This is a genomic window from Agrobacterium sp. A3-95, from assembly GCF_053521785.1.
Genome location: NZ_JBNWDR010000003.1, coordinates 189695 through 207058, shown reverse-complemented (window position 1 = coordinate 207058; position 17364 = coordinate 189695). Strand labels below are relative to the sequence as shown.

Annotated in this window: 17 protein-coding genes and 1 pseudogene; 11 read left to right on the top strand and 7 right to left on the bottom strand. The window is 58.7% G+C overall.

The features are described from left to right. Positions 1 to 255 precede the first annotated feature (255 nt). Entirely contained in the window at positions 256 to 1326 is a 1071-nt protein-coding gene (locus ACQZ5Y_RS10420; RefSeq protein WP_174050028.1) for a GNAT family N-acetyltransferase, read from the top strand. Positions 1327 to 1363: 37 nt separating this feature from the next. On the opposite strand, the gene uppG is transcribed toward ACQZ5Y_RS10420, so the two are convergent. Then, on the bottom strand, positions 1364 to 2443 hold the full coding sequence (gene uppG, locus ACQZ5Y_RS10415; RefSeq protein WP_174049889.1) for a polysaccharide biosynthesis glycosyltransferase UppG: 1080 nt from the start codon (positions 2441 to 2443) through the stop codon (positions 1364 to 1366). Between the two features lie 2 nt (positions 2444 to 2445). Beyond that, positions 2446 to 3516 carry a polysaccharide biosynthesis UDP-hexose transferase UppI gene (gene uppI / locus ACQZ5Y_RS10410; protein ID WP_003513843.1) on the bottom strand — a complete coding sequence of 357 codons (1071 nt, stop codon included), beginning with the start codon at positions 3514 to 3516 and terminating at the stop codon, positions 2446 to 2448. A 280-nt stretch (positions 3517 to 3796) separates the two neighbouring features. On the opposite strand from uppI, the gene uppH reads away from it, so the two are divergent. Next, on the top strand, positions 3797 to 4708 hold the full coding sequence (gene uppH / locus ACQZ5Y_RS10405; protein WP_013636689.1) for a polysaccharide biosynthesis endo-1,4-beta-xylanase UppH: 912 nt from the start codon (positions 3797 to 3799) through the stop codon (positions 4706 to 4708). Between the two features lie 8 nt (positions 4709 to 4716). Then, positions 4717 to 5661 carry a polysaccharide biosynthesis UDP-hexose transferase UppJ gene (gene uppJ / locus ACQZ5Y_RS10400; RefSeq protein ID WP_174049891.1) on the top strand — a complete coding sequence of 315 codons (945 nt, stop codon included), beginning with the start codon at positions 4717 to 4719 and terminating at the stop codon, positions 5659 to 5661. A gap of 531 nt (positions 5662 to 6192) precedes the next feature. On the opposite strand, the gene uppL is transcribed toward uppJ, so the two are convergent. Continuing rightward, on the bottom strand, positions 6193 to 7008 hold the full coding sequence (gene uppL / locus ACQZ5Y_RS10395; RefSeq protein WP_080800307.1) for a polysaccharide biosynthesis UDP-hexose transferase UppL: 816 nt from the start codon (positions 7006 to 7008) through the stop codon (positions 6193 to 6195). 240 nt (positions 7009 to 7248) lie between these two features. Here uppL and ACQZ5Y_RS10390 point away from each other — a divergent pair, with 240 nt between their 5' ends. Further along, positions 7249 to 7458, top strand: coding sequence for a hypothetical protein (locus tag ACQZ5Y_RS10390; RefSeq protein WP_003513853.1), 210 nt, complete (start codon positions 7249 to 7251; stop codon positions 7456 to 7458). Positions 7459 to 7474: 16 nt separating this feature from the next. Here the strand turns inward: ACQZ5Y_RS10390 and uppM are convergent, their stop codons facing one another. Next, positions 7475 to 9094: a polysaccharide biosynthesis protein UppM gene (uppM, locus tag ACQZ5Y_RS10385; RefSeq protein WP_174049893.1), complete on the bottom strand. Its 1620-nt coding sequence runs from the start codon at positions 9092 to 9094 to the stop codon at positions 7475 to 7477. Positions 9095 to 9352: 258 nt separating this feature from the next. On the opposite strand from uppM, the gene uppO reads away from it, so the two are divergent. The 3 genes from uppO (at position 9353) to ACQZ5Y_RS10370 (ending at position 11667) form a co-directional block, all read left to right on the top strand. Then, positions 9353 to 10768, top strand: coding sequence for a polysaccharide biosynthesis phosphomannomutase UppO (gene uppO, locus ACQZ5Y_RS10380; protein WP_174049894.1), 1416 nt, complete (start codon positions 9353 to 9355; stop codon positions 10766 to 10768). 135 nt (positions 10769 to 10903) lie between these two features. Then, a complete protein-coding gene (locus ACQZ5Y_RS10375) occupies positions 10904 to 11305 on the top strand; it encodes a group II truncated hemoglobin (RefSeq protein WP_013636696.1) in 402 nt (133 codons plus the stop codon). Further along, entirely contained in the window at positions 11302 to 11667 is a 366-nt protein-coding gene (locus ACQZ5Y_RS10370) for a DUF423 domain-containing protein (protein ID WP_019565130.1), read from the top strand. The genes ACQZ5Y_RS10375 and ACQZ5Y_RS10370 overlap by 4 nt, the downstream gene beginning before the upstream one ends. A 7-nt stretch (positions 11668 to 11674) precedes the next feature. Here the strand turns inward: ACQZ5Y_RS10370 and ACQZ5Y_RS10365 are convergent, their stop codons facing one another. The 3 genes and pseudogenes from ACQZ5Y_RS10365 to ACQZ5Y_RS10355 form a co-directional block, all read right to left on the bottom strand. Further along, positions 11675 to 11962, bottom strand: a complete 288-nt coding sequence (locus ACQZ5Y_RS10365; RefSeq protein ID WP_065702625.1) for a hypothetical protein — start codon at positions 11960 to 11962, stop codon at positions 11675 to 11677. Then, a pseudogene (locus ACQZ5Y_RS10360) lies at positions 11943 to 12266 on the bottom strand (DUF2325 domain-containing protein); the annotation flags it as partial. The gene ACQZ5Y_RS10365 and the pseudogene ACQZ5Y_RS10360, both read right to left, overlap by 20 nt. Before the next feature lie 254 nt (positions 12267 to 12520). Then, the gene (locus ACQZ5Y_RS10355) at positions 12521 to 13162 is read right to left on the bottom strand and encodes a TetR family transcriptional regulator C-terminal domain-containing protein (RefSeq protein ID WP_003513869.1); all 642 of its coding nucleotides are present in this window, start codon (positions 13160 to 13162) and stop codon (positions 12521 to 12523) included. Between the two features lie 262 nt (positions 13163 to 13424). Between ACQZ5Y_RS10355 and ACQZ5Y_RS10350 the strand changes: the two genes are divergently transcribed. Genes ACQZ5Y_RS10350 through ACQZ5Y_RS10335 form a run of 4 tightly spaced genes read left to right on the top strand, consistent with a single transcriptional unit; the run spans position 13425 to position 17357 of the window. After that, on the top strand, positions 13425 to 14672 hold the full coding sequence (locus ACQZ5Y_RS10350) for a Zn-dependent hydrolase (protein ID WP_113157371.1): 1248 nt from the start codon (positions 13425 to 13427) through the stop codon (positions 14670 to 14672). Beyond that, a complete protein-coding gene (hydA, locus tag ACQZ5Y_RS10345; protein ID WP_013636700.1) occupies positions 14669 to 16126 on the top strand; it encodes a dihydropyrimidinase in 1458 nt (485 codons plus the stop codon). The genes ACQZ5Y_RS10350 and hydA overlap by 4 nt, the downstream gene beginning before the upstream one ends. Next, a complete protein-coding gene (locus tag ACQZ5Y_RS10340) occupies positions 16123 to 16566 on the top strand; it encodes an NUDIX hydrolase (RefSeq protein WP_162763682.1) in 444 nt (147 codons plus the stop codon). Before hydA ends, ACQZ5Y_RS10340 begins: the two co-directional genes overlap by 4 nt. Next, positions 16563 to 17357 (top strand): ABC transporter ATP-binding protein, encoded by a 795-nt coding sequence (locus ACQZ5Y_RS10335; protein WP_003513873.1) that lies wholly within the window; start codon positions 16563 to 16565, stop codon positions 17355 to 17357. The genes ACQZ5Y_RS10340 and ACQZ5Y_RS10335 overlap by 4 nt, the downstream gene beginning before the upstream one ends. Positions 17358 to 17364: the final 7 nt, after the last annotated feature.

The following is a 17364-nucleotide window of genomic DNA, read 5'->3' as shown; positions in this document are numbered from 1 at the left end:
CAATACGGGCGGTATCCACTAACAGATTGAAACAAGGCGATTTATTCTCCGGATGATATTTACGGTACCGCAGAATTGCAAGTTTTATACCTATATTAATATATTAAAATCTACACTGCCTATGGTTGATTTCATAAACGCGTAAATAGCTGGAAACCGACGGTGGACGTTCCGATACACACCAATATGGACGATAGCAACAACGAAGGGGCGACACAACGCCCGGTTCAGCCAGCTGCGCCCGGCGTTCGACCCATGCGCAGGGACGATCTTCCGGCTGTCGAGGTTGTGCTCAACAGCGCGTTCAAAAAGACCGGGCTTGATAGAAACTTCGACTTCGGCGCTTACGTCGAAACATTGTTTTTCAGCAGTCCTGTGTTTGATCCCGAATACGGTAGCGTTGTCTACGATGCTGGAGAGAGCGGGGTTACCAGCGTTATCCTTGCCGTCCCCATGCGGTTTATCGCGAACGGAAAACCCATTACCGCAAGGTTGTTATGTGCTTTCGCGTCGAAAGGAAAACTCGGCGCACTCGGCGCCGCGCGCCTGTCCCGCGGCATGCGGGCGACGAAACACGATATGCTGTTTTCGGACACGGCCTCCCCCGTCAGCGCCGATCATTGGCTTGCGATCGGCGGCAGCATGTTGCCGATGGAAAGCTTGCAATGGCACAAGGCGCTCAAGCCTTTCAGCGCGATTGCCCTGCGCATGCCGCGCCGTTCGCAAGTAGTCAAATCCAGGCCCGGACTTATGGCACTTGGATTTGTGGACCGTATCCTGCGATCGTGGAAAAAGGGCATAAGGCCCAATGAAGTTGCCGGCACCACGGTCAGACCGGTGGATTTCGAGACGTTCCGACGCAACGCGCTGAAAATGATCGAGCGTTTTTCCGTCCGCCCGGAATGGTCCCACGAGGAATTCCACTGGCTGATCGAAATGAGTAAAACCAACGGCACCCTTGGTGAATTGAGCAGCCTGGCGATCGAAAATGCCGAAGGCCGCATCATCGGCGCTGCCCTGTTTTTCGGACAGGCGGGACGGACCGCCTATGTGCTGAACCTCGTCTGCGATGCCGGTCGCGAAAACGACGTGCTCGGTGCGCTGTTCCGCCATTTCGATGATGAAAACTATGCCCATGTCACCGGCATGTCGCAACCATTTCTCATGAACGCGCTCTACCGTCAGAACCACGTGACCTTCCATCATCGCGGTTATTTCTGCATGGCCACCCGGGATGAAGCCCTCCGGGATCGGGCGCTTGCCGGCGATATCTATATTGGCGGGCTAAGCTCGGAAAGCTGGAGCAAGCTCATCACAGATTTCTAAGGCACTTGCGCCGGTTGTGAAGAAAATGCCGAGCCTTCTATGCCCCAGTGAAGCGCTGGACATTCGCTGAAATCAGGTGACGCAGCGCCTTCGCATACCGTTTGGAGCGCGTCTTGGCCGCAAGGGCGCTCGACCAGTCCACCATCGATCCGTTGATATCGAAATCTCCGAGCTGGCCTTCGGGAACGTCACCCTTTTCGATGCGCTCGACGATGGAGCCCAGCGCCGCGTAATACTCGGGCGAGCGATAGGGCGGATGCAGCGAATACATGCCCTTGCCCGTGCCGAGAAAATCAAGCCGGTATACGCCGATGCGCATCATATTGTCGCTCAGCACCTCTTCGGCAGGCATCGAGACCGGTTGCTGATTATAGGCATAGGAGCGGATGCGCCGTTTGACGTCGGGTCTCAGCAGTTCGAGCGAGCCGATACGCTTGGCGAAACGGTCCATGTCGATCATGAACAGGCGGGTAGAAACGGTCGCGAACCGCCATGTGGGAACGCGGCTCGGCAGCTTGCGCGGTTCGGGAATGTTCTTCACCCCCGGCATGCCGACATGGCGGGAGATATCGAGATCGCCGCGCACGGTGGGCGGCCCGGAAAACGGCGTGATGCAGAGCGCGTCCGGGTTGGCCTTCTGCAGCGCAATGGCTTCGTTGAACCAGCTCTGGCTGCCGCCGCCAAACATCATGTCGCTGTCCATATGCAGCACATAACGGGCGTTGGCACGTTTCAACCCGTGGAAATAAACATGGAAAGGCCCGCCGTCGAAAGCCTTGGCGGGATAAGGAACCTGCGAGCGCGAAAAGAACGTCTCCGCCACCGCACTGCGCGCCGCATCGCTATAGTCGGCAATATCCACATGCAGATGCGGATAGTTGGCCTGCACTTCCTCCAGCATGTCAAACAGGCGTTTGCTGGCGGCCTCGAAACCGTTGCCCTTGTAGCGGCCGGCTCCAACCTGGCCGGTATCCACCGTCAGGAGAATGCGGTCCACCTGCCCGCCCCAGACCCGCAGCTGATGCGGAACGGTCAGGGCCGCATGCGGTGCGTCGAAGGGATGCAGATTGATTTGCAGCGCCTTTTGTACGGGAGGAAGCGGCATTTCAGCAGTCATAATTACGCACCACGGTTCCGGAATTCATTGATGACAGCCATCATGGGTTTTTCGTTGAAGCTCCAGTCGAGCGGCAGCGGCCGGTTCGCGGTGCCATCCCGGCGCGGATAGGCCCAGCGAATCCAGGTATATTGGTCCGAAATGCCCCATGTGGTGATGGAGGAAAGCGGGCCGCCTTCGCACGCCGCTTCGAGAAAATCGCGGACCTGACCGTTTATCAGCATGTCGCGCTCGGCTTCCGGGGCGGGAAGCGTCTGGTCCATCGCGTCCAGTTCGGTCACCAGAACGGCCAGACCATAACTGCGCATTTCCTTGGTAAAGGCGGCAAGCTCGTCTTTCGCAATGGGCCAGCCACCGCGCAGATGCCCCTGCAGGCCGATAGCATTGATCGGAGCGCCTTTCTCTAGCAGCTCGAGAATGAGATTGCGGAAGGCCGCGCGCTTGGCCGGCGATTTCTCGACCGCAAATTCCACATCATATTCGTTGAGGACGAGCTGGGCCTTCGGATCGACGGAATGGGCGATGTCAAAGGCCTTTTTGATGGCGTCCGGGCCTGCGCCATAATACCACGCGTCGCGGCGCGAGCGCACATTGCCGGGCACGTCGGGGATAGGTTCATTGACCACATCCCAGCTGTGTATCACGTCCTTGTACCGTTCCATCACCTTGACGATGTGGGTTTCCATCAACTTCTCGACCTTCGCGCCGCTGCCGATGCTGGCAAGCCAGGGCGCGTTGGAAGCGTACCAGATAAGCGGATGACCATGCATGGTGAGTTTGTTCTGGCGCGCGAAGTTCGCAAGCGCATCGGCAGCGGCAAAATCGAAAACGTCTGCCGAAGGCCGCATAACCTCCCATTTCATTTCAGTAACGGGTGTGATGCGCGAGCAATATTTGACCACCGCTTCGCCGATGCGGCTATCGGCGGTAAGGTCCGGCAGATAGATGGCCGCACCGTAAGGGGCAATCTTTGTCGACGTTTTCCTGGTCGCGGCAACGCCCTGCCCGGCCATGGCATGTAACAGGCCAGCGCTTGCAGCACCACCCAGAAAATTCCGCCGCCCGATCCGCATTCGCCCGCCTCCACAACCCCGGCGCATCGGCCTGAAAATCGAAAGCGATTTTCGAAAGGGACGATGCGCATATCACAACTGTCAGAACGTCGCTGATGCGTCCCAATGGCCGCACGACGCTCTAATTCTCAAAACATAACATCTTGATCATACCAAAAGGATATTAAAGATTTGCAAGGTTAACTGACGCTATACCACGTCACAATTGGCGCAAGCCGGCTTAATCCGGTAGTAACTTCAGTGTGAGAATTATTGACCCGCCCCTGATGGAGTAAAAATATTGGTTTCCGTCTCGATTGTCATTCCCGTTCGCAACGGCGAGCGTTACATCGTGGAAGCGATCGAAAGCGTGTTGTCTCAGGGGAAAACCGTTTGCGAAGTGCTCGTCGTCGATGACGGCTCCACCGACACAACGGCGCAAAAGGTGCAAAGTTTCGCCGATCCCCGCGTAAAACTGCTGGCCCGGCCGCAGGGACGGCAGGGCGTTTCCGCCGTACGTAATTTCGGCCTGTCGCAGGCGCGCGGTGAATGGACGATGTTTCTCGATGCCGACGACCGCGTGAAGCCGGGCGCGATCGCCGCCCTATGCGCCGGCATCTCCGGACCGGATGTCGTTGCCGTCTACGGTGATTATGAGCGCATTGACGAGAATGGCGCCAAGATCGGACGGCGCAACCTCATCAGACGGCGGGAAAAACCTGATGGTTTCATCCTCCAGCCGCTTTTGGGCGGAAACTTCATCGTCAATGGCGGCATCATGCTGGTTAAAACCCGCATCTTTCAGGATTTTGGCGGTTTCGACGAGACATTGCGTTATGCGGAAGACTGGTATGGCTGGTGCCGGCTGGCTGCCTCCGGCCGTTTCGCCTATCTGCCCGGCCGCCACGTGCTGGATTACCGGGTGCACAGGACAAGCGTGATGATGAACCGCCTTCTGACCTTCCGGGATTGCGAACCGGCGATCGAAGCGGTGTTTTCCGATCCCGCCATCGTCGCCGCCATTGCGCCGCAGGAATTGCGCCGGCTTCGCCGCAAATCCGAAAATCACATGAATGCCTATACCGTGGCGCAGGCCTTTCGCGCCCGGCGCTATCGCGAGGCCTTTTCGGCGCTTGCCGATACATTTGTCAATCGCCCGCGCCAAAGCCTGCGCGCCGTCGTGTTTTCCGCCGCAGCCCTTGCCGGAATTTAGGAGTGTCCATGTCCGAAATCATGCCGGAAGCGGTGGTGTGCATTCCGAGTTTCCGCAGGCCGGAAGGTTTGCAGAAGACGCTGAACTCGCTGGCAGCCCAGAAGGTCGATTTCCCCTTCGCCATCGTCGTCGTCGATAATGACGGGGTGGGCCAGGCGGGGCTGGCGGTCGCGCGTGCGTTTTTCTCCGAGAGCGGAATGATGGGCCAGACGCTGGTCGAGCCGACGCAGGGCAATTGTTACGCCATCAACACGGCGTTCCGCACGGCGCGGCAGAACTATCCATCCGCGCAGTGGTTTCTGATGATCGATGACGACGAAGCGGCCTCGCCCGTCTGGCTCGCTGAAATGGTCTCTGCCGCAAAATCCTTCGGCGTCGATATCGTCGGCGGGCCGGTCGATCGCGAATTCGATGCGCCCGCACCCAAGGCGGTTCTGGCACACCCGCTGTTCGGCTCCATCGAGGCGCCCACCGGCGTAGTCGATCAAATCCATGGGTCTGGCAATTGCCTGATCTCGAGGCGGGTTTTCGAAACGCTGGAAAAGCCGGAATTCGATGTACGGTTCAACTTCCTTGGCGGCGGCGACATGGATTTCTTCACCCGTTGCCGAAAGGCGGGTTTCAAATTCGCCTGGAACGCTCAAGCCCTCATCATCGAATATGTGCCGGAAAACCGCATGGCGCCGCGCTGGATCATGGAGCGCTCGCTCCGAACCGGCATCATCAATTACAGCATCGACCGCGCCCGACGCCCCGGCCTGAAGGGCGGGCTGCTACTTGCCGCCAAAAACGTTGTCAGCCTGTGCCTGTCACTGGTCCGCGCCGTTTCCGCATTCCTGAAAACCGGTGCGCTGCTGCCCGCCACGCATCCACCGCTGATGTCCATCGGCCGCGTCATGGCGAGCCTCGGTATTACGCTCACGCCCTATAAGGCGCCGGCGAAAAAGGCCTGAACGCGGGCTCGTTCCGACAGTTAATATCAGTTTTTCAGCTCAGGGTTTTTTCCCTGCGCAAAGATATCCCATTCACATGCCGTTTCTGGGAAGTGAATGACGAAAAAACGGCGGCAAGAATGAGAAGCGGCACAAGAACCGGCCAGAAGAAACAAAGGATGATACCGGTCACCCGGTAAAAGTCCCAATCCTTGTCGCGGCGGGCGCCTTCTATATAGGTCATGGCAAGAGAAGTAACGGTGCCAATCCCATATACGAAAAGAGAAATGGACGTAATTACCATCGCTGTCCTCAATATATTTCTGATTCGAATAAATATGTAATATCCGCTCAGTGTACCGCCGTTACGCCCACTTGCAACGATTTTCCGCGGAAAGACACCTCCACCCCGATACGTTAGAGCGACCTCATATAGCGCGACTCCATATGATGATTGCATGCGCCGGCAGATGCCGCTCACATGATATCGATCCTGAACCGGCCGGACGGTCAGGGGCAATTCCGTAAAGAATCAATGAGAATGCGCAGATTTCAGACCTTGCCGGCCCCGAACCCGTAGCGATGCTTCAGCAGCGAATATATGGCGATGGGATTGGTCAGCAGGTAGCGCTTGCCGAGACGCCTCGGCTCAAGCATGGCCCTGTAGAGCCATTCGAGCCCCATATCCTGCATCCATTGTGGCGCCCTGCTGTTCTTGCCCGCGAGAAAATCGAACAGACCGCCGCAGGTCTTGATAACCGCAATGTCGGAAAGCCTGTCGAGATTGCGCGCGACGAAACGTTGCTCCAGCGGTATGCCGAAGCCCACCCAGAGAATATCGGTCTGCGATGCGACGATATCGGCAAGGATCGCCTCCTCGTCTCCGGGTCTGAAATAACCATTGCGCCGACCGGCAAAAACAAGCCGTGGATAGAGCTTTTGCATTTCTTCGACTGCCGCGCGGTTCACCTCTTCGGAACCGCCGAGGAAATAGAACCGCGTGCCGGTCGCCTCAGCCCTCCGGGCCACCGCATGAACGAGGTCCGTCGTCGCCACACGTTCCCGCAGCGCCCTTACGCAGAACTGGCGGGAAAAGATTACCAGCGACATGCCGTCGGCATGAATCTGGTCCGCCTGCAGCAGCAGGGCTTCGAATTCCTTGTCTTGGTGACAGAGTGCGATGACCTGACCGTTCGCCGATGTCGAATAGAACGGCTTTGCGCCGGCCGCGCGTTCACGTTCCGCCCGCAGGATAAAATCCTGCGCCGTCTCTTCGATGGTCGCATCGGTGATGGGCAAAGCCGCAAGCGGAACAACCGGCCAGTGTGTGCCAGGCCCTTCCGCATGCGGGACATCTCTCCCTGTCATATTCTGTCCGGTGTCCAAGATAGGCATCGTTTCACTGTTATATTCACGCATAGGATTAAGGTATAAGGCTTCAAACACTACGAATAACTATCATTAATATTCTTATAAATCTGACGCTTGAATCAAACAATTATACGCCCGAGGGTTGAGTGACCACCCCAACCTCTCCTCCCCCTATTCCGGTTTTGCGGCTGATGGGTTAAGGGACGACGAAACCACACCATAGAAAAGGTCCCGGCCATGGAAACCATATCGATCGACAACCGCGGCGATTTCGGCCTTTGGGCCATCGAACGGGCAAAAGAAATCGTCGCCAACGAGGCGTCCGATCTTGCCGTTTCGGTCCGTGACGGCGACGAGACAGGCATTCGCGATGCGGGTAATGCGCTGGGTGCCGCCATCGCCGCCGCCCTGCTCGAAGTCTATGACGGCCTGATGTCCGAGGAGTAATCGGCGGTCGCAGCCCTCAGGCGTAGCGTTCCGCGTGGTCTGTCCGGCGCAGAAAACCCAAAAGCCCCAGTGCGATGGCAATTCCGAGACCAAGGAACAGACCGCCCACGCCACCGGCGATCAGGAAGATCAGCTTGCCGGGCGGCCAGCTTCTGGAATTGGGCGCTACCGGCTGCGAAATCACCCGCACATTGGTGGAATCGATTGTCTGCTGCTCGGCGATCTGACGTGAGCGATTGAGATAGGTCTCGTAGATCGCGGCAGCTGAGTTGGCGTCTCGCTCCAGATCGCGCAGCCGCACCTGCGCCTCATTGTCGGTGAAGACATTGGCGCGTTCCGCAACCGCCTTCAGCCGCAGGGCATCAAGCGAGGAGCGGGCCTCGGCGACATTGGTCTTGGCCGCCAGCAAAATCCGCTGCGCCTCATCCGCAATGCCGCGTTCCAGCATGTCGCGTTCCGCCCCGGCAGTCGCCAGACGCGGATGGCGGGCGCCATAGGTCAGCGTCATCGCCCCAATCTGCTGCTGCAAGGTGCTGTATTGCGCACGAATGGTGTTCATGGTCTGGCTGTCGAAGATCGCGTCGCTTTGGGTGCGGTTCTGGGCAATCGCCGCCTGCATCTGCTTGAGGCGCGACTCCTCCTGAATGACGCGCTGCTGCGCGGCAAGAACCTGAGCATTCAGCTCTCCTGATGCCAGATTGCTGACCAGCTGGCCGTTATTCTCCTGCAGGCCGTTTTCGCGGCGGAAATCGGCGACGCGCTTTTCGGCAACCGTCACGTTCTGGCGCATTTCCTCAAGCCGCTTCTTTAGATCATCGACGATACGCAGGCTGCTGTCGGAGGTTGTCTGGAACAACTCGCTTTCGAAAGCCTTCACCATCGCCTTCGAGACTGTCACGGATTTGTCCGGATCATTGGTCCAGACCGCAAGCGTCACCACGAAGGAACGCGGATCCCGTTCCGCCGCAACCCGTTCGCCCAGCGAACGAAGCGCGCCGACCTTGTTGTCACCATCTTCCGGCTTGGGTGAAAAAAATGCTTTCAGCCGCGCAAGAGGCGGTGGGGATATGAATTCCGGGTCCTCATCCAGTTTCAGCTCGTCCACCACCCGCGCCAGCACGTTGCGCGACGTGACGGTGCGCAGCTTGCTCTCCACTTCGAGAATCTGGGTGTCGCGCTGCTGGTTGGGCGAAAACACCCCGTCATTGACGACATTCAGGTTGGAGGGATTGACGACGATATCCGTATAGGCGGTGTAACGCGGCGGCGTCATGTAGGCATAGGCGAGTGCAGCGGCGACGCAGAGAATGATCGCAAGCACAATCCAGACGATCCCGGCACGCAGCCAGCCGAGTACCTCGTCCACACCGATCCGGTCGATATATTTCAGGCCCGGCAGCGTGGCCGCGAAACTGTTGCTTGGCGATGTCGGCCTTGTGGGCTTTTCACCCGGAGCGGGTTCGGCAACGGCAGCCGCCGGCTTCGGCTCAAGATGCTCTTTCAGCACCGTGCGCTCGAAAACCTCATCCTCATCCACCAGATCGTCCAGCAGGGAACCGTGGGGTCTGGCGGCGGGCGCCGCTTTTTCATCCAGCGGACGTGCCTGCTTATGTCCCGCCTTTTGAAGCCTGTACATCAGCCAATCCAACTTGAACGAACCACAAAAAAGGCCTGCAACAGATGGTTTTCATCGTCGCCAGAACCACTATTAACCGGCAAGTCTAGATATAACGGGTGAATTTTAGGTTACCCGCATCATCCCCGCCATCATCACCTATTCGCCGCGTCCATGAAAGAGATGATTGACTTGAATGGATCGATACGGTTCTTTCTGGCGTTATATTTTTGTATTATCCATTTGAACCTCAAAGATTTTATCGAAACGGAGTTTGGCATGAGCCTGAAATTTGGAACGAGCGGCCTTCGCGGCCTGTCTGTCGATCTGAAAGGAAAGGCCTCGGCCGTCTACGCAACGGCATTTGCAAGGCACCTTCTCACATCGGGTCAGGCAAAGGCGGGCGACCCCATTCTCGTGGCCCGCGATTTCCGCGATTCGAGCCCGGATGTTTCCGCAACCTGTATCGCCGCGCTGAAAAAGGCCGGCCTCACACCGCTCGATTGCGGCACCGTGCCGACACCGGCACTGGCGCTTTACGGACTTTCCCTCAAGGCGGGCGCGCTGATGATAACGGGTTCGCATATTCCGGCCGACCGCAACGGCATCAAATTCTACCGCCCGGACGGCGAGATCGACAAACAGGACGAAACGGCGATCGCCGCACTCGCAGCCGAAGTCGAGGCTGAAGGGATTAACGACGAGGCCGCAACGGCGGACGGCCATTCCGCAATTGCAGCCGAGCTTTTTTATGAGCGTAATGCTGCACTCCTGCCGGAAAAGGCGTTGTCGGGCCTGAAGATCGGCGTTTACCAGCACAGCACGGTGGCGCGCGATCTCTTCGTCGATGTTCTCGCCCACTATGGCGCCGAAGTTGTGTCGCTCGGCCGTTCCGAGACCTTCATTCCGGTCGATACCGAGGCGGTCTCCCCTGAAAAACTGGAGCTTCTCAAAAAATGGGCGCCGGAACACGGCCTCGATGCCATCGTTTCCGCCGATGGTGACGGCGACCGGCCCCTGCTTGCCGATGAAAACGGCGTGCCGCTGCGCGGCGACCTGATCGGATTGATCACGGCTAATTTTCTCGATGCCGGCGTGGTCGTCACCCCCGTCACCTCCAATTCCGGCATTGAGGCGAGCGGTTCGTTCAAGGTCATCCGCACCAGGGTCGGTTCGCCTTTCGTGATCGCCGGCATGGCACAGGCCCTTGCCGAAGGAAACAACGGCGTCATGGGTTTCGAGGCCAATGGCGGCCTTCTGACAGCCTCCACCTTCACATTGAACGGCAAACCGCTATCGCCGCTGCCGACGCGGGACAGCTTCCTGCCCATCCTCGCCGTATTGCTTCTCTCCGCCGAGCAGAAAAAGCCGCTATCGCAGATTGCCGCCGCCTATAACCTGCCGGTCGCGGCTGCGGATCGTCTGGAAAACTTCGCACAGGAAAAGAGCGCTGCCCTGATGACGCATCTGCGCGCCTCGCGGAATAATCTCGAAACCTTCCTCGCCCCCGTGGGCACGGTCAAGGCGCTGAGCGACATTGACGGCCTGCGCGTGGCGCTGACAGACGGCAGCACCATCCATTTCCGCCCGTCCGGCAATGCTCCGGAAATGCGCTGCTACGTCGAGGCCGCCAATCAGGACGAAGCCGAAACGCTGCTCAGCAAGGGCCTCGATCTCATCCGCAACTTTGGATGAGTGGATGCCGCCGAACGCTTGAAGCGGACGGCCACCATGAATGTCCCAGTGTCGCAAATGTCGCATCCCGTCTTTGCCTGTTGCTCTTCCCGCTCCGGAAAGCGATAAGGGCCGCAGGGTTCAAGGAGGCGGGATGTGAGCGGCGAGACCATTACCCTTTATGAAGCGATCGGCGGCGATGCCACAGTCAGAGCACTGACCCGGCGCTTCTACGAATTGATGGACACCCTGCCAGAGGCGGCGCATTGCCGCGCCATCCATCCAGCCGATCTTTCCGGCAGCGAAAGCAAGTTCTACGATTATCTGACCGGATATCTTGGCGGACCGCCGGTCTATGTCGAAAAACACGGCCACCCGATGTTGCGCAGGCGTCATTTCGTGGCCCCTATTGGACCCGCCGAGCGGGACGAATGGCTGCTCTGCTTTCGCCGCGCGATGGACGAGACCATCGAGAACGCAAAGCTCCGGGACATCATCTGGGGACCGGTGGAGCGGCTGGCCTTTCACATGCAAAATCAGGAAGCGAATAACCCATGACGACGGAAAGATTGCGCGCCTTGATTTTGCTGCTGGGCAGCCTTTTGGGTGCTGCCGGCGTCATGCTTGCCGCCGCCGCCACCCATACCGGCGAAACCTATATGCTTGGCAACGCCTCGACCATGGCGCTCGCCCATGCGCCAGTGCTTGTGGCACTGCATATCGGCGCGGACCGCATCAGAACCGCCATTCCGGCAGGGCTGATTCTTGGCTTCGGCACGGCGGTTTTTGTTGGTGATCTCGTCACCAGACATTTTTCCGGTCACAGCCTGTTTCCATACGCGGCCCCCTTGGGTGGCCTCGGCATGATCGCGGGATGGCTGGTGCTTTGCGCCGGTGCATTTTTGAAGCCGAGGGGCTAAATCGGCATCAACGCCGTTTCCAGTGAAACGACAGGATGTTGCCGCCACGTTGAGCCGCGTCACCGATCTCGAAGAACGGCTTTTCGCCCGGCTGGCGGGTGCGCAGATAGGGAAAAGCCAGCACATTGCCGCCGTCAGCTGCGGCGCGGTTGCGCCGCTCGCGTTCGCCGACGACTTCATACATCTCCGTCAGGGCCGGATCGGCGCCCTGATCGGCCATCTTGTGCAGCTCCACGCGGCAGGCCTCAGCCACCGCCTGCTCTGCATCCTTGAAATTATTGCGCTCGTCGCTCATCGTTTAAGGTCCGTTCATTCATCGTCTGCAGCGCCCGCTCCAGACTGGATTTGCTGCCATTGCGCAGCGGAATGAACGTCTTGCCGAATTTCTTGCAACCGGACTTCACCCGCAGACACGCATCGTGGCTGATACAGTCGATCGGGCAGAAAACGCAGTCGACGGAGGGAAGAACAGTGTCGATACGCGAGACCGCCTCACGCAATCCGCCATCGTGATGGATAAGCTCGGCGCCGAAATTGCTGGCGATCTGGCGAAGATGGGCAACCTGACAGTCACGGCCGCCAACATAAAGAAAGCTCTTCGGACCGGAAAGCTGCTGTTCGGCCACATCCTTTTCAGGTTGAGGCGCGCCCTTGCCCTGCTTGCCGCCGCGTTCGGCTTTCTTCTTTTCCTTGCGTGCCATTCCCTCACCTGCCGGTTGATTTTTTCATGCCCCGACGTTCGGGATGCCGGCACCATAATAAAGATGAGTTTTGGAGTAAAGTATAAAGGTGATAATTTTCCTCATGTTTTGACATAAAGAATCGATCACATATTCGCGATAACCTCACCAGATCAGTTGTTGATCTTCAATCCACCCATGAAAAGCTGCTCCAGGTGCCGGGCTGCATCCTCAAACCGGCCTTCGCCACCGTTCTTGTCGCCCAGCACGGCCCGCACCTGCACGTCGAAATCCGCATAGTGCTGCGTGGTCGACCAGATAGAGAAAATCAGGTGATAGGGATCGCATTTCGCCATCCGCCCGGCCTTGATCCAGACGCGGATTACCTCCGCCTTTTCATCCACCAGTTGCTTCAGCGGACCCTTCAGCTCATCCTCGATATGGGGCGCACCCTGCAGGATTTCATTGGCAAACAGGCGGCTCTCGCGCGGAAAATCGCGCGACATTTCCAGCTTGCGGCGAATATAGGAGCGGATTTCGCTTTCAGGATTGCCCTCGGCATCGAAAGCCCTGAGCGGATCCAGCCAGGTATCCAGCACCCGCTCGATCAACGCGCGATGCATCGCCTCCTTGGTGCGGAAATAATAAAGTACGTTCGGTTTCGACATGCCGGCCGCCTCGGCAATCTGGTCGATGGTGGAACCGCGAAAGCCGTTGGTGGAAAACACACTCAGCGCGGCCTCAAGAATCGCTTCCTGCTTTTCTTCCTGAATGCGGGTCCGCTTCTGTGTTTTCGCTGCGCGCGGTATGGCCATACTCTGCTCTCTGTGTTTCTTTTCGGTGCAATTGCCGCTACAGTATGCTTAAAAAATAATCGCCGCGTACAGTTTAGGCAAAATTAGTGCGATTCGTCACGAAAATCCCTTGCTGACGTCATGGCGAATTTGCAATGTTTACCAGCCGGTCAATTTATCCACCATCGCCATCACAAGGCAATGGCTGTTATCTTAACCGGCAAAAACGGGAACGGCACAAGCTTTGCTTCGATAAAAACAAAACAGGTGAGGACGACACTTCATGGCAGCGGGTAAGAACTTGACGGTCAATGGCGACCGTCTGTGGGACAGTCTGATGGACATGGCGAAAATCGGCCCCGGCATTGCCGGCGGCAATAATCGCCGCACGCTGACGGATGAAGATGCTGAAGGCCGCAGCCTGTTCAAGCGCTGGTGCGAAGCGGCCGGCCTCACGATGGGCGTCGACAAGATGGGCACGATGTTCGCCACCCGCCCCGGCGAGGACCCGGATGCACTGCCGGTCTATATCGGCAGCCATCTCGACACCCAGCCAACCGGCGGCAAGTTCGATGGCGTTCTCGGCGTGCTGGCTGGACTGGAAGTCGTGCGAAGCCTGAACGATCTCAACATAAAGACGAAACACCCTGTTGTCGTTACCAACTGGTCCAATGAGGAAGGCGCGCGCTTTGCCCCGGCCATGCTGGCTTCCGGCGTCTTCGCCGGCATTCACGATCTCGATTACGCCTATAGCCGCACCGATACCGACGGCAAGACCTATGGCGACGAGCTGAAGCGCATCGGCTGGCTGGGTGAGGAAGAGGTGGGCGCCCGCAAGATGCACGCCTATTTCGAATATCATATCGAACAGGGACCGATCCTCGAGGCGGAAGGCAAGCAGATCGGCGTCGTTACCCATGGTCAGGGCCTGTGGTGGCTGGAAGTGACGCTGACAGGCAAGGAGGCGCATACCGGCTCGACGCCGATGGCCATGCGCGTCAATGCTGGCCTCGCCGCCGCCCGCATCCTCGAAAAGGTGCAGGAAGTGGCGATGGCCCACCAGCCGGGCGCTGTCGCCGGCGTCGGCCAGATGATCTTCACGCCCAATTCCCGCAATGTGCTGCCCGGCAAGGTGGTTTTCACCATCGACCTCAGAACCCCCTCGCAGGCGAAACTCGACAACATGCGCGCCATCTTCGAACGCGAGGTGCCCGTTATCGCCGAAGAACTCGGCGTCGGCTGCTCAATCGAGGCCATCGGCCATTTCGATCCCGTCACCTTCGATCCGGTGCTGGTGGGCCGCGTGCGCGCTGCTGCCGAAAAGCTGGGCTACAGCCATATGGACATCATTTCCGGCGCTGGCCATGATGCTTGCTGGACGGCAAGGGTTGCCCCCTCCACCATGATCTTCTGCCCCTGCGTGGACGGTCTTTCCCACAATGAAGCCGAAAACATCTCCTCCGAATGGGCCGCCGCGGGCTGCGACGTGCTGCTGCATGCGGTGCTGGAAACTGCGGAGATCGTGCAATGACCGCCACCATTATCAAGAACGGCACCATCGTCACCGCCGACCTGACCTACAAGGCCGATGTTAAAATCGAAGGCGGCAAGATCACAGAGATCGGACCCGATCTGACCGGCGGCACAGTGCTCGATGCCACGGGATGTTACGTCATGCCCGGCGGCATCGATCCGCATGTGCATCTGGAAATGCCCTTCATGGGCACCTATTCCGCCGATGATTTCGAGAGTGGCACGCGTGCCGCCCTTGCCGGCGGCACAACCATGGTGGTGGATTTTTGTCTGCCCGATCCCGGCCAGTCGCTGCTCGATGCCCTGCAAAGATGGGACAACAAGGCAACGCGAGCCAACTGCGATTATTCCTTCCACATGGCCGTTACCTGGTGGGGCGAGCAGGTCTTCAACGAGATGAAGACTGTGGTTCAGGAAAAGGGCATCAATTCGTTCAAGCACTTCATGGCCTACAAGGGCGCGTTGATGGTGAATGACGACGAGATGTTCGCCTCCTTCTCGCGCTGCGCCGAGCTTGGCGCCATTCCCTTCGTGCATGCGGAAAACGGCGATATCGTTGCGCAGATGCAGGAAAAGCTGATGGCGGAAGGCAATGTCGGCCCGGAAGCGCATGCCTATTCCCGGCCGCCCTCCGTCGAAGGTGAGGCCACCAACCGCGCCATCATCATTGCCGATATGGCCGGTGCGCCGCTTTATGTCGTTCATACATCCTGCGAGCAGGCACATGAAGCCATCCGCCGTGCGCGTCAGAACGGCATGCGCGTTTATGGCGAACCGCTGATCCAGCACCTCATCCTCGACGAAAGCGAATATGCCAATGCCGACTGGGACCATGCTGCCCGCCGGGTCATGTCGCCACCCTTCCGCAACCGCCAGCATCAGGATAGCCTCTGGGCGGGTCTCGCCTCCGGCTCGCTGCAATGCGTGGCGACCGACCATTGCGCCTTCACCACCGACCAGAAACGCTTCGGCCTCGGTGACTTCCGCAAAATCCCCAATGGCACCGGCGGGCTGGAAGATCGCATGCCGCTGCTCTGGACCCATGGCGTGGCGACCGGCCGGCTGACGATGAACGAATTCGTCGCCGTCACCTCCACCAACATTGCGAAAATCCTCAACATCTATCCGAAAAAGGGCGCGATCCTCGTCGGCAGCGATGCCGATATCGTCGTCTGGGACCCGGCGCGAGAAAAGACCATCCGCGCGGAAAACCAGCAATCGGCCATCGATTACAACGTGTTCGAAGGACAGAAGGTCAAGGGCCTGCCGCGCTTCACCCTGTCGCGCGGCATCGTCAGCATCGAGGAAAGCACGGTCAAGACGCAGGAAGGTCACGGCACGTTCGTCGCCCGTGATCCCTATCCCGCCGTGAGCAAGGCGCTGTCCACATGGAAAGAGCTCGTCGCGCCACGCAAGGTGGAACGCAGCGGTATACCGGCATCGGGTGTATGACCTTGAGCACCGATCCGAAACGCGAAATCGTCATCGCTGCCGCCGTTCTCCTGAATGCGCGGCGGCAAATGCTTGTCGTGCGCAAGCGCGGCACCACGCAATTCATGCAGCCGGGCGGCAAGATCGATCCGGGTGAAACGCCTGAGCAGGCGCTTCACCGTGAACTTGCCGAGGAAATCGGCCTCACGCTTCCTGAAAATGCCGCGCGATATGAGGGCATCTTTCGGGAGGAGGCCGCCAATGAGACAGGGGCGGAGGTCGTGGCCCATGCCTTCGTCGCCCAACTGAATGTCGACGTTATCCCACAGGCCGAGATAGAGGAGGTGCGCTGGCTCGATCTGGATGCGGCCTCCAATCTGCCGATCGCCAAACTCACGGAAACACGTATGCTGCCGCTGGCACGCGCAGCCCTGACGGAAAGTGGAAACAAGCCACGATGAACCAAGCCTCGTCCTATTCCGTCGTTTCCGCCAGAAATCTCGGCCTCACCTTCGAAACCGGCGATGGCCCGGTGCACGCGCTTTCCAATGTCGATCTGGAAGTGGGCAAGGGCGAGTTCGTCTCCTTCATCGGCCCTTCCGGCTGCGGTAAGACCACGTTCCTGCGCGTGATTGCCGATCTCGAAAAGCACACATCCGGCGATATCACCGTCAATGGCACCACGCCGGAAAACGCCCGCAAGGACCGGTCCTACGGCTATGTCTTTCAGGCCGCCGCACTCTATCCGTGGCGGACCATCGAAAAGAACATTGCACTGCCGCTCGAAATCATGGGCTATACGAAGGCCGAACAGAGGGAGCGCATCGACCGCACGCTCGATCTCGTCAATCTCAGCGGTTTCAGCAAGAAATACCCATGGCAGCTTTCCGGCGGCATGCAGCAGCGCGCCTCCATCGCCCGCGCGCTGGCCTTCGATGCCGACCTGCTGTTGATGGACGAACCCTTCGGCGCGCTGGACGAGATCGTCCGCGACCATCTGAACGAACAGCTGCTGAAACTGTGGGATACGACCGGCAAGACCATCTGCTTCGTCACCCACTCCATCCCGGAAGCCGTTTATCTCTCGACCAAGATCGTCGTGATGTCACCACGGCCCGGCCGGGTGACGGATATCATCGAATCCACGTTGCCAAGGGAAAGACCGCTTGAGATCAGGGAGACTCCGGAATTTCTGGCAATTGCGCATCGCGTGCGTGAGGGGCTGAAGGCGGGGCATAGCTATGAGGGGTGAGGTCAGC